This window comes from Streptomyces sp. NRRL WC-3618 (genome assembly GCF_001280005.1).
Taxonomy (GTDB): Bacteria; Actinomycetota; Actinomycetes; order Streptomycetales; family Streptomycetaceae; genus Streptomyces.
The window spans coordinates 171,254-183,162 of sequence record NZ_LGDW01000467.1; the positions used below are offsets into that span (position 1 = coordinate 171,254).

The 11,909-nt window shown below is 67.8% G+C and carries 10 protein-coding genes and 1 tRNA gene; 5 read left to right on the plus strand and 6 right to left on the minus strand.

Going from position 1 to position 11,909, the window contains the following annotated elements; genetic code table 11:
- Positions 1–107: 107 nt before the first annotated feature.
- Positions 108–782 (plus strand): bifunctional DNA primase/polymerase, encoded by a 675-nt coding sequence (locus ADL01_RS34945; protein ID WP_053746065.1) that lies wholly within the window; start codon positions 108–110, stop codon positions 780–782.
- A 56-nt stretch (positions 783–838) separates the two neighbouring features.
- Entirely contained in the window at positions 839–1,426 is a 588-nt protein-coding gene (locus tag ADL01_RS34950) for a hypothetical protein (RefSeq protein ID WP_053746086.1), read from the plus strand.
- A gap of 210 nt (positions 1,427–1,636) precedes the next feature.
- Here ADL01_RS34950 and ADL01_RS34955 read toward each other — a convergent pair whose 3' ends face one another.
- The 3 genes from ADL01_RS34955 to ADL01_RS34965 form a co-directional block, all read right to left on the minus strand.
- Positions 1,637–2,626, minus strand: a complete 990-nt coding sequence (locus tag ADL01_RS34955; protein ID WP_053746066.1) for a DUF5926 family protein — start codon at positions 2,624–2,626, stop codon at positions 1,637–1,639.
- 153 nt (positions 2,627–2,779) lie between these two features.
- Positions 2,780–3,418 carry an ATP-binding protein gene (locus ADL01_RS34960; RefSeq protein ID WP_078960934.1) on the minus strand — a complete coding sequence of 213 codons (639 nt, stop codon included), beginning with the start codon at positions 3,416–3,418 and terminating at the stop codon, positions 2,780–2,782.
- A 194-nt stretch (positions 3,419–3,612) separates the two neighbouring features.
- Positions 3,613–4,422 carry a glycerophosphodiester phosphodiesterase gene (locus tag ADL01_RS34965; RefSeq protein WP_053746068.1) on the minus strand — a complete coding sequence of 270 codons (810 nt, stop codon included), beginning with the start codon at positions 4,420–4,422 and terminating at the stop codon, positions 3,613–3,615.
- A 286-nt stretch (positions 4,423–4,708) separates the two neighbouring features.
- On the opposite strand from ADL01_RS34965, the gene ADL01_RS34970 reads away from it, so the two are divergent.
- The 3 genes from ADL01_RS34970 (at position 4,709) to ADL01_RS45000 (ending at position 8,654) form a co-directional block, all read left to right on the plus strand.
- Entirely contained in the window at positions 4,709–6,175 is a 1,467-nt protein-coding gene (locus tag ADL01_RS34970) for a S1C family serine protease (RefSeq protein ID WP_053746069.1), read from the plus strand.
- Positions 6,176–6,235: 60 nt separating this feature from the next.
- Positions 6,236–6,322, plus strand: a tRNA-Ser gene (locus tag ADL01_RS34975).
- Positions 6,323–6,530: 208 nt separating this feature from the next.
- A complete protein-coding gene (locus ADL01_RS45000; RefSeq protein WP_159049716.1) occupies positions 6,531–8,654 on the plus strand; it encodes a hypothetical protein in 2,124 nt (707 codons plus the stop codon).
- A gap of 79 nt (positions 8,655–8,733) precedes the next feature.
- Here ADL01_RS45000 and ADL01_RS34985 read toward each other — a convergent pair whose 3' ends face one another.
- From ADL01_RS34985 to ADL01_RS34995, 3 genes are read right to left on the minus strand one after another with little or no spacing between them, the layout of a single operon-like run.
- Positions 8,734–10,131: a tyrosine-type recombinase/integrase gene (locus ADL01_RS34985; RefSeq protein WP_053746071.1), complete on the minus strand. Its 1,398-nt coding sequence runs from the start codon at positions 10,129–10,131 to the stop codon at positions 8,734–8,736.
- Positions 10,125–10,331 (minus strand): helix-turn-helix transcriptional regulator, encoded by a 207-nt coding sequence (locus ADL01_RS34990; protein ID WP_053746072.1) that lies wholly within the window; start codon positions 10,329–10,331, stop codon positions 10,125–10,127. The genes ADL01_RS34985 and ADL01_RS34990 overlap by 7 nt, the downstream gene beginning before the upstream one ends.
- Complete coding sequence (locus ADL01_RS34995) at positions 10,328–11,791, minus strand: replication initiator (RefSeq protein WP_053746073.1); 1,464 nt, start codon at positions 11,789–11,791, stop codon at positions 10,328–10,330. Before ADL01_RS34995 ends, ADL01_RS34990 begins: the two co-directional genes overlap by 4 nt.
- Positions 11,792–11,909 lie beyond the last annotated feature (118 nt).

Genomic DNA, 11,909 nt, shown 5'->3' on the forward strand with positions numbered 1-11,909 from the left:
GGGTGGGATGCGCCAGAAGGTACGCACAGTGAAGTGATCTGCACATGACGTGATGTTGATGTGGCCCACGGTGTTGCCAGGCGTGCAACGGAAAGGAACGAGCGCTCATGCGCGAGATCCTCGGAAGGCTCGGAAGGCGACGCAGGCTCCTGTCCCGGCGTGACGGCGGGAAGCCTGAGGTGCTCGGCGCGGCTCTGATGTTCGCGACCGGATGGCAGTGGCCCGTACTCCCGGGCGTGGCACCGGATCCACAGGGGCGCGCGCGCTGCGGCTGCCCTGATCCGGAGTGCACGGTTCCCGGCGCTCACCCGTTCGAACCCGGCCTGCTCGCGGCCACCACCGACGAGCGCATGGTGCGCTGGTGGTGGACCAACCGGCCGACGGCCCCCATCATCCTCGCCACCGGCGGCGCGGCCCCGTGCGCGGTCAGCCTGCCTGCTTTGGCCGCGGCCCGCGCGCTCGACGCCCTGGACCGCAAGGGCATGCGCCTGGGTCCGGTCGTCGCGGCCCCCACCCGCTGGTCGCTGCTCGTGAAGCCGTACACGATGGAACAGCTGGGCGAGCTGCTGTACGCGAAGGACTTCGTGCCTGGTTCCCTCCGCTTCCACAGCGAGGGCGGCTACATCGCGCTGCCCCCGTCCGAGACCGGCCAGGGCCAGATCCGCTGGGAGCGCGCCCCGCTGCCCGGCTCGGCCTCGCCCTGGGTGCCCGATGTCGAGGCCGTGGTGGACGCCGTGGTCGAGGCTCTCACTCGTACGGGTGTGAGCGCGCCCGAGTTGTAGGGGTGTCGGGCGCGCGGACAACCGGGCGCCCGTCCCCTGTCGTTATGTTCAGCTCCATGAACCTCCGTCTGCTCGCGCTCTCGGGCGTCGTGGCGCTCACGGTCGCGCTGCCGCTGGCCGTGGCGTCCGCGGGGCCCGTGGGCGACGCGGACCGCGACGCCCTCCTTTCTCTGATGCCGGAAGCAGGCCCAAAGGAGACCCCTGAGGAGAGCCCCGAGAAGGGCTCTCAGGACGGCAAGGTGCGAGAAGCCGCCGATCCCTCCGCCGATTCCCCGCTGCTGCTGGGCCTGGGACTCGCCACTGCCGCTCGCTGCGGTCCCGAACTCACCTCCCCCGACGGCATCGAGGCACAGACCTGTGTCCTGTCGCAGGGGGAGGAGACCTGGGCGCGCACCTACTACCGCAACGCGACCGGCCACGAACTGACGTCCGAGCTGAGCCTCATGGGGCCCGACGCCCGCACAGTGCAGCTGCGGTGCGCGGTGGGTGCCGACGACGAGCCGGGGATGTGCGAGACGCCCAGGGAACGCACGGCGGGCGAGCCGGGGGCGTACACGGCTGTCGTGGAGTTCGCGGGAGCGGGCGAGCAGGGACCGCTGCTGCTGCGGTCGGGGAGCAACTCCGGGGCAACTGACGGGAGTTGACGCTCGGCCCGGTTTCGTACAGAAGCCCGGGTACAGAAAGACCCGGTTGCTGGCGACGGGGGATGCACCAGCAACCGGGCAACTACAACGCTAACAAGAGATCGGCTGTTCGCAAATTCGATCTCGGCTATTCGGACACCGATTCCCTTGGTTTCACAGGGAGTTGTGGCCGGATTCACGGGCATCGGCGCCCGTGAATCCGACGGGGCGTCAGCTGAGAGTCACCTGTCGGTTGGTCAGGCCGCCGCGGGCGCGCCGCTCCTCCGGAGTGAGCGGGGCGTCCGTGGCCAGGGCGGTGGCGAGACGCTCGGCGAACTCGGCGGCCGGCTTCTCGACGTCCTCCGCGGTGACGCCGGTCGGCAGGTCCCAGACCGGGACCGTGAGGCCGTGCGCGCGGAAGGAGCCCACCAGGCGGGTGCCCTCGCCCAGGCTGGACCGCCCGGCCGCGTGGAGGCGCGCGAGGGCGTCGAGCAGCTGGTCCTCGCCGTGCGGCATCACCCAGCGCAGGTGGTTCTTGTCGGGCGTCTCGCACCAGTACGCGGCGTCGACGCCCGTCAGCTTCACGGTCGGGATGGCCGCGTCGTTCGCCCGCTCCAGGGAAGCGGTGACGTCGGCCGTGGCGTTCTGCGCGTCCGGAACCCAGAACTCGAAGCCCGTGTGCACAACTGGCTCGAACGCGCCTTCGGGGTCGAGCAGGTCCTGCAGTCGCGGGCTCTCGGCCGGGGCCCGGCGGCCCTGGACGGGCGTGCCGGGCTCGGCGACGAGCGCGCGCTGCAGGGTGTCGGCGAGGTCGCGGCTGATGTCTCCGGACGCCGTGTCGTTCTGCAGCCCGAGCAGGACCGAGCCGTCGTCGCGGCGCAGCGCGGGCCACGCCATCGGCAGAACCGTCGCGAGTGTGACGGAGGGAACGCCCTCGGGGAGGCCTGCCTTCAGGGTCAGCTCCACCGTGGCGGCGGGGACCAGCTCGCGCAGGGCCACCCAGTCGCACTCGCCGGGCAGGCCCTCGAAGGGCCGGTGCACCAGTTCGGTCACCGCGTGCGCGGCGGCCCGGCCGTGACAGGCCTTGTAGCGCCGGCCGCTGTTGCAGGGGCAGGGCTCGCGGGCGCCGACAACGGGAACGTCTCCGTCAGCGCCTCCGGCGTGGGCCCGGTCGGACTGCTGAGGCCGCGAGGCCTTCGTCTGGGGTCGCTTCTTGGCCATCGTGGGTGTCTCCCGGTTACGGCTCGTCTCGTACTGGCGCGAGCCTAGCCGCTCGTACGACGGCCGACGGGACCCTGTGGACAACGCACCGCACACCGGCAGCCGGACCCGTGGACGACGGACCGCCGCCGGGGTGTGGTGTGCCGTGCGCCGTCAGTCCATGTCGTCGAACGCGTCCGCGAAGTCCAGGTCGGGTATCGCGGACATCGAGCGCGCCGTGACACGGGTGGCGAAGTCCGTACGCCGGTGGCCCGATCCCGGGTCATGGCCGTTGTCGCTGACCACGGCCCACACCGTGACCTCGCCGCGCGTGTCGTCCCGGACGCCCCAGTCGTTGGCCAGCGCCGTGATGATGTTCAGCCCGCGACCGCCGTGCGCCGTGACCGAGGGGGTCGACGGAACCGGGCGGGTCGGGCCGCCGCCGTCCGTCACTTCCACGATGAGTCTGCCGCCGGAGTCCACGCGCCACGCGGCCCGGACGTCGCCGTCACCGGCCAGGGCCTCGCCCAGTGGCCGACCGTGTTTGCACGCATTGCTCAGAAGTTCGGACAGGATCAACACAGCGTCGTCGATGACCGATTCCGCCACACCGCCCGTGCGCAGCTGATCACGCATCCGGTGTCTTGCTTTCCCCACGCCCGCAGGGCCATGGGGAACGGCCATGCTCGACGACGTGGGCACCTCCTGTGCCACCACCAACGCCACCCCCGAGACCTCCTTTGCCCCACGCCACGGTGTGAATGCCCCTTTGGCCTGTACCGGAAACCGCCCCTTCCGCCTTCGGTGACGCACTCGCAATGATCGAACACGGACCGAACGCGCCGGTGCACTCCCTGTAATCGAGTGGCCGGATTTCGACGGTATGGCCGAAGTTGGAGGGTTCCTCACCCGGGGCCGCCAGGTCAAGAGTCCGGCAGCGAACCGGGTTCGGAGTCGGGTAAGAGCCGGCTCGCGGCCGGGGGCGAGGTTCCGGGAGCGTGCCCCGGTCAGCGGCCCAGTTGCCGCAGGACCGCGCCAGGACGGTTGGTGATGATGGCGTCGATGCCGAGCTCGACGCAGAGGTCGACGTCCTCGGGCTCGTTCACGGTCCAGACGTGCACCTGGTGACCGGCGCGTTTCAGCCGCTCGATGTACGCCGGGTGGGTGCGCACGATCCGGATCGAGGGGCCCGCGATCCGGACGCCCGCGGGCAGCCGTCCGTCGCGCAGCCGGGGCGAGAGGAACTGGTTCAGATAGACCGTGGGGAGTGTCGGCGAGGCGGTCCGGACGCGGTGCAGCGAGCGCGCCGAGAAGCTCATGACCCGTACCCGGGAATCGGCCGGCGACTCCGGGCTGTCCAGACCGAACCGCTTGAGCAGGAACAGCAGCCGCTCCTCGACCTGGCCCGCCCAGCGCGTGGGGTGCTTGGTCTCGACGGCCAGCTCCACCGGCCGCCCGGCGTCGGCGACGAGTTCGAGCAGCCGCTCAAGGGTGAGCACGGACGTGTCCTCGCGGTCCTCCGGACGGTGCTCCCAGTCGGGGGCCTCGTCGCCCGACTTCCAGGAACCGAAGTCCAGGGCGGCGAGGTCGGCGAGCTCCAGGGCCGAGACCGCGCCTCGCCCGTTCGACGTACGGTTGACGCGGCGGTCGTGGACGCAGACGAGATGGCCGTCCGCGGTCAGTCGTACGTCACATTCCAGGGCGTCGGCGCCGGCCTCGATCGCCTTCTTGTATGCGGCCAGCGTGTGCTCGGGCGCCTCCTCTGAGGCTCCGCGGTGGGCGACGACCTGGATCGGGTGCTGTCGTGCGTGGGTCACAGCGTCATGGTGTCACCGTCGGATGGCCGCTGTGGCGCTGTGGGCGTCCCGCGCGCGTAACAGATACTCATGGTTGTGTGAATTGTCAGATATAAAGAATGGCCGCGGACCCACAGGCACCGCTTATGGTGCCCTGACGGCCCGTGGGAAAAGCTGACGGCATACAACAAGGACACGCACCGATGAAACGTACCGACCGCGTACCCGTGTAAACGGGTACGCGCATGAGATCGGACGTGACCGAGTGCGACCGAGAAGGACAGCCGTGGATCGAGGAGAAAGAGCTGTGAGCACCGAGAACGAGGGCACTGCCGTACCCCCGGCCCCGTCCGCACCTCCCGTGCCGGTGGAATCTCCTGCTGCCTCCCCGCAGGCCACCACACACGAGGCCCCGACGGCTCCGCTCCCGCCGGTGCCCCCGGGCGCACCGGAGCCGGAACCGGCGCACGCGGGCCAGGCACCGGCGTACGCGTCGGCGGAAGCGCCCGGGCCGGCGCAGGGCGCCGGTCCTGGCCCCGGCGCCTGGCCGCCGCCCCAGCCGCCGGCGGTCCCGTCGTACATGGGCGGCGGAGGCGGCGGAGACACGGGCACGCCCTGGGGCGCCGCCTACGACCAGCAGCCGAAGCCCAAGTCCGGGCGCGGCGGGCTGTTCGCCGCGGTGCTCGTGGCCGCGCTGGTCGCGGGCGGCCTGGGTGGCGGCCTCGGCTACACGCTGGCCAAGGACAACGACGACTCCACCACGTCGACGACGGTCTCCGCGGCGCAGCAGACCGGCGGCGACCTCAAGCGCGACGCGGGCACGGTCGCCGGCGTGGCAGCAAGGGCGCTGCCGAGCACGGTCACCATCGAGGCCGAGAGCTCCAGCGGCGAGGGCGGCACCGGTACGGGCTTCGTCTTCGACACCCAGGGCCACATCGTCACCAACAACCACGTCGTCGCCGAGGCGGTCGACGGCGGCAAACTGACGGCCACCTTCCCCGACGGCAGGAAGTACGACGCCGAGGTCGTCGGCCACGCGCAGGGCTACGACGTGGCGGTCATCAAGCTCAAGAACGCCCCCTCGGACCTCCGGCCGCTCACCCTCGGCGACTCCGACAAGGTGGCCGTGGGCGACTCGACGATCGCGATCGGCGCTCCCTTCGGCCTCTCCAACACGGTGACCACGGGCATCATCAGCGCCAAGAACCGTCCGGTGGCCTCCAGCGACGGCAGCACCAACACCAAGGCGTCGTACATGAGCGCCCTGCAGACGGACGCGTCGATCAACCCGGGCAACTCCGGTGGCCCGCTGCTCGACGCGTCGGGCAACGTCATCGGCATCAACTCGGCGATCCAGTCCTCCAGCAGCGGCGGCCTGGGCACCGGCCAGTCCGGCTCGATCGGCCTGGGCTTCGCCATCCCGATCAACCAGGCGAAGTACGTCGCCAGGCAGCTGATCAAGACCGGCAAGCCGGTCTACGCGAAGATCGGCGCCTCGGTCACCCTGACCGACGGCACCGCAGGCGCGCAGATCAGCCAGAAGAGCACGGACACCACGGCCCCCGTAGAGTCGGGCGGCCCGGCGGCCGCGGCCGGCCTGAAGCCCGGCGACGTCATCACCAAGCTCGACGACCACGTGATCGACAGCGGCCCGACCCTGATCGGCGAGATCTGGACGCACAAGCCCGGCGACAAGGTCCAGATCACCTACGAACGAGCCGGCAAGGCAAAAACGGTCGAACTGACCCTCGGCTCCCGGGTGGGCGACAACTGACCCACACGCGCGCGCGTGGACCCGTTACTCTTGTCCCGCGCCGTGTTGATCACGGGCACGGGTGGGTTGCCCGAGCGGCCTAAGGGAACGGTCTTGAAAACCGTCGTGGCAGCGATGTCACCGTGGGTTCAAATCCCACACCCACCGCTCCCTCGGTGAGGGGCACCCCATCTGCGTGGGGCTGTCTCACCTTGACGCGGCTCTGTCGCGTTGTTGATCAGTGTGTGTGGACCAGGCGTGGACCAACACATGACTCTGACAGGACGAGAAGCCACATGTCAGGAGGCCTATGCGGCCGACGGAGTATGTGTCAAACACGAGGCGTATCCGGCCTTACCGATGGGATGCTGCTGCCGTGGAGCAGCTACTGGAGTACCGGGGACAGATGGTCATGCAAGCCGCCATCTTGCCCGCTCGGGCCGTGTATTTGATCAACGAGGGCAGTTCCGAGGGCTTCCGACGCGCGGTCCAAGAGGCGAGCACCCGGTGGGGAGGGATAAGCGAGCCGATCATCGAGGTGCTCGCAGACGGGACCGTGTTGTCAGGGCAAAGTCAGGTCGCGGAGCTGTCTCAGGCTGTCGGAGCGGTGAACGTCGATGTCCCTGATGAGCAAGCAAGCCAAGCTGCTGCGGCCCTCGGACTGAAGTGTGTGCCCATCGCTCGGGCAGACCAAGATGGCTCCACTCGATTCACCACTCACCCGAGCCATACAGTGCGCAGCCGAGCCGACTGGACCCATGTCCTGGCCAGCGAACGGGGCAACCTCTGGGAAGTTGCCGCCGCCGGCGATCTGCACCAAGACGCGTTTACCGAGATGCAGCGATCTACTCTGCCGATCCGTCGGCCTCGCAGCGCCGACGAGATTGGCCGTGCTCAGGTCGACATCATGGGTACGCTGCTGCAGCAGACTGCCGCCCAAGCTGGCGAGTTTAAGATCTCAGGGATGTTTGGCGAAACGCCAGGGGTAATTTGGGTTACAGAGCCAGATGGCTTTGAGGACTGCCTTACTTTCTGGAATGTGCGGGCCTTGCGCTCGTCCACGTTCAGCCACGCTCCGATGATCCTGCTCCCTGTCGACGATGTAAAGCACTGGATCGGATTCGAGCGGAACCTCGCCAGAGTCCTTGCCCGGCCAGCCGAGTTCTCCCCAGACGTGATCGTGGTTAGCTGTGGAGTAGACCAAGAGAAGTTGCACACTCTTGCTGCTGTGCTGGGCTTGGAGCCCACCGAAGAAAAAGTTCGTATGGGGCGTTCCTGGCCGGTTCCTGAACTCCGGCAACCCCCGTTTACCTGCCGATTTAACCTAGATGTCCGAGAGTTCGTTGACTTCGAGCGCGAGCACGGAGCCATTGCGTCAGTTGATATACATGTCTTTGCCTCAGGGAGCACCGTTCGTTTCCCCTCTCCGGTGACCTTCGATGGTCCTGGCGCCACGCTCGTACGTTTCTCGGGGCGGCCATTTGATGGCCTTCCTCGACGATCTTCCGTAGCTTCTCTTGTGCACAAGCACGCCACTTGGCATGGCGATAGTATTCAACTCAATACTGCCGCCCGGAATTCCTATCAGTTTGACCTCCTGGTGCCGTCGCTCGATCAGGCGCGCACTCGGGTATTGCTCGACGTCACCGAGCGATATCAACTATCCGACAAAGGGCGTATGGGCGCAGCCCTTCAGGAAAACAGTGACCTTACCGTGCTGCTGGAATCAGGAATGTTCGAAGCGTTGGTGGAACTTATGACACCCCGCTCGAAGACCCTGACGAAAGAGGTTAAGGCGCTGGCGGCGGAGGGAATTATTGACGATAATTTGGCTAAGCTAATTGCTCGTTGGGGGAGTCGAACCGAACGTCGCTACCTTCCAGCACAGCAGCTCGGGCAGGTGTCAAAGTCTTCGCGTGCCGAAATCGCTGAGAAATTGTGCGCTCTAGGCTGGGCGGAGCGAGGGCTGAAAGTCACATGTTCGCGTTGTGGTCTGGACAACTTCGTGCCTATGGCCAGGGTCAGTTCTGTAGCATCCTGCCCAGGGTGCTCGGCGCTGGCAACCTATACGACAGACCCGTCCACTCTAACCATCTTCTATCGACTGGACACGCTTGTGGACCGTGCCGTCGATCAGGGAGTTTTCCCCCACCTGATGGTGATTGCTGCCTTGGCTAAGGCCGATCCGCTGTCGTCCTTCCTGCCTGGGGTAGACCTTTACTTTCCTGGAGAGAGTCGATCTGTCGAAGTTGATGTATTTGGCATCTGCGGTGGAAAAGTGATGGCGGGCGAGATCAAGACAAGCGCTTCAGAATTCAGCGAAGATCAAATGCGACGCGACGTCGATCTAAGCGCTCGACTGCGTGCGGATGTGCACATCCTCGCAGCGATCGACGCAGTTCCTTCGGCTAGTCGTGACTTTTCGCAAGCTCTTTGTGACGCAGCCGGGATCGAACTGCGAGTGCTGGATAAGGAGCATCTCCGGCCCACCGCCGCATAGGAATTTTCAATCCCAATTTGCTCCGATGTAGAGAGGGGTGTCCCGTCGTGGGACGCCCCTTCACCTCGTCGATAGGCTCTTATTTAACTGCTTCGTTGGCATCCAGGGCGCGCTGTATCTGCTCATTGGCACGGTTCTGGCTTCGGTGAATTGCCTTAGCGTAGAAGCGGAACAAGACCGCGATGCTGTGGCCTGCTCGCCGTGCGACCTCGGCCGGGGAGACGCCGGACTCAAGCCAGAGCGAGACGCCCGCGTGGCGCAGGGAGTACGGCACACCTGCCAGCGGCGAGGCAGCCTCGGACTCCGTCAGCGCTGTGAGCCGAGCCGACTTCCACGCCTCGCCGTACTCCTTGGAGAGGAGGTGGCCGCCTTGGGCCGCGCGGAAGAGCCGGCCGTCCTCGGCGGTGCCGAACTGCTTGATGTGCTCGCGGACCAGGCGCACGAGAACCGGCGGAATCGGAACCGGCCGAGTCGCCTTGCGGGCCCGTTTCTTCAAGCCGCGCGTATCGAACGACTCCCCCGTGTCCGTCCAGCCGGAGCCGACTCGGGCCATGCTTGTGGAGAGCAGCACTTCGCCCCAACCCTCCTCGGGGAGGCTGAAGTCGTCCGCACGAAGACCGGCCGCCTCACCAGGGCGGTTGGCTGCGTAGTAGAGGCAGCCGAAGAACGCCATCAGGTGTCGTCCGCGTTCGCCCTGCTCGCCGACAGCGTCGATCAGCGCCTTCGCCAGCTTGGGGCCGGGGACGAACCGGAAGTCGATCTCGTCGTCGGTCTGGGGCGGGGTCCAGTCGACCTTGTCGAGGGGCAGGGTCGTCAGCAACTCCCGCTCTACCGCGTACCGGAGGCAGTTGCTGAGGACCGTCCGCTTGCGGTTCACCGTGTTCTCTGCGGCGGCCGTGCCGTCCTGCTTCAGCTTCAGCGCGTCGAGAGCCGTACGGACCACCGAGGGCGTGTTGAGGTCGGTGATGTCCACGGACTTCCGGCCGATCCAGTCCAGCGCGGCCACGATGTCGGCAGGCGGCTCCTCGACGTTGAGGCGCGGCCTCAGTGTTCCGTCATCGCCGAGGACGAACCGGTAGACCCACGAGTAGAGCGCGATCCGGAGCACCTTCGGAGCCGGAGCCCCGCGTTGGTCCTTGACCAACTTCGGTGTGATGGTCGCGAGCGTGTCAGCGATGCTCGCGCGGTGCTTGGCCGAGGCGCTCGGCCACTTCATCTCGGCGTACGTGCGGGTATGGGCGTACCAGGTGGAGGAGTTGAGCGCCTGGACCTCTGAGGCGGGCAGGCCGGTTTCCGTGTCGAACTGCTCGCGGTTGCGCAGGGCAGTCAGCAGCTCTGCACGGCGCCCGTCAGCCTGGGCTTTGATCTTGTAGCTCTTGGAGAAGGGGCGGGGACCGACGCGCCAGCGGAGTTGGTGTGCCGCCGCGCGGTTGGGCCGCTTCCGGATGCCCCAGATCTGGACGTCGTAGGTCAGCATGCTTCCTGCACCTCGCAGCCGTCGAACCAGGCGTCGAGGTCGGCCCGGCGGATACGTATCTGACCGTTGGGGAGCTTCAGGTGCCTCGGTGCCTGGCCGCGTGCACGCATTCGGTAGAAAGCGGCGCGGGAGACCCTGATCTCAGCGAGTGCTTCGACCAGCGTCAGCGTTCGCTTGTCGGCGGTGGTCGGAGTGGTCACAGCCAGGGTGCTCCTTCGGACTTGAGGTGTTCGGTATAGGCCCTGTCGTGGCGGACCTGGGCGGCGAGGAGTTCTTCGCCGGGGCGGTAGCCGCTGCTGAGGTAGGTCCACGAGGAGGCGGTGACGAGGGTGGTGTTCTCGTCGTCGACCGGAAGGCCGGCCCGGACGCGGGCGGCTTCGGCCTGAGCCGTGCGCCAGGCACTGCGTACGTCGCGGAGTGCGCCGAGGGTGGTCGAGTAGGCGCGGGATTTGCTGGAGAAGTGGCCGCGGAAGCCGAGCATGTGGGCCCACTTCCAGAGCTTGAGGTGGGCGAACTCGGGGAGGTGGCCGAGCGCCCAAGCGGTGCGGATCATCTGTCGGGCGTGCTGCTGGACGGGGAGATCGGTGAGGGGTTCGGCTTGGCCGGTGCCGTCGCAGTCGGCGCAGAGGTCGCGGAAGAGGTCAGGGCCGCGTACGTAGCCGCGTCCAGCGCAGGGGCGGCATACGAGGGTGCGGTCAACGGTGCCCGCGCCTTCGGCGTTCTTGGTGGCGTACTTGGCGACGTATCCGGCGACCTTGGCGTCCGTGAGTTCGCCGTCCCCCAAGGCCGAGATCTGATCCACCTTGAAGCGGTCGCCCCACCGGATGACGCGTTCGCCGACCGCGTCCGACTCGACGGCGAGCCGGGCACGCTCGACCGCCAGGCTGACGGCCACGCAGAGGGCGTCGAAGGTGGCCCAGGCCGGGGGCGCGGTCGTGTGACCGTCGGGACCGTCGAATCGGACGACCGCGTGGAAGTGGACCAGGCCGCGCTGTTGGTACTCGGCGACTTTGGCGAAGGAAATACGGAGGGCCGCGTTGAGTGCCTTCTGCGTCATGCCGAGGTGCTCGGCGAGGGCACGGCGCAGGTAGGTGGTGAAGCGTGCCCACAGGGCCCCGGCGTGGGCGTTCCACAGCACGGCGCCGCTGTAGTCGTAGCTTGCCGGGCGCAGCGGGGTGCCGAGTTCTGGAGCGTCTTGGGCGTGGCTTTCGCCGCATGAGCAGGGGCGGGGCTTGCCCGCGTCGGTCGTGGGGCGGTTGTGGACGGGGCCGAAGGACGGGGCGGTGAGGGTGACGAAGGCGCGGGGGTGGTCGCGGACAGTTTCGGCGACGTTCTTGCCGCCGGACAGTCCGGCCTTGATCAGGTGGTAGGTGTCGGCGGCGTAGAGGCGGGAGCAGGCGGGGCAGCGGGAGGCACGGCGGTTGCCGCAGGTGGTGAGGAGTCGGCCGGAGGGTTCGTCCTCGGAGCGGTAGGAGCGGACCACTTGCTTGGTGGTCTGGTCGGTGGTGATGGTCCAGCCGTGCAGATTGACCGGGCTGGTGCAGCCCCGCAGGTCGCGGACCTGTTCGGTGACTCGGTCGAAGTTGTCGGTGTTGGCCAGTTCGACCAGGTCCCGCAGGCCGGGGCTGATGATGTGGCGCAGGTCGAGGGGGCGGCGCATGGGTGGCGGGGTGTCCCTTCTGGCACGAGGGTGGGCCCTGCGGGCAGCAGCGATTCAGTGCGCTCGGGCTGCTGCCCGCAGGCATGGCAGGGCGGGCCCAGGGGGCGGGGGGGGGCGG

Excerpts from the sequence above, each read along its gene's own strand:
- ADL01_RS34945 (WP_053746065.1), top strand. The coding sequence starts at position 108 with ATGCGCGAGATCCTCGGAAGGCTCGGAAGGCGACGCAGGCTCCTGTCC.
- ADL01_RS34950 (WP_053746086.1), top strand. The coding sequence starts at position 839 with ATGAACCTCCGTCTGCTCGCGCTCTCGGGCGTCGTGGCGCTCACGGTC.
- ADL01_RS34955 (WP_053746066.1), bottom strand. The coding sequence starts at position 2,626 with ATGGCCAAGAAGCGACCCCAGACGAAGGCCTCGCGGCCTCAGCAGTCC.
- ADL01_RS34985 (WP_053746071.1), bottom strand. The coding sequence starts at position 10,131 with ATGCTGACCTACGACGTCCAGATCTGGGGCATCCGGAAGCGGCCCAAC.
- ADL01_RS34995 (WP_053746073.1), bottom strand. The coding sequence starts at position 11,791 with ATGCGCCGCCCCCTCGACCTGCGCCACATCATCAGCCCCGGCCTGCGG.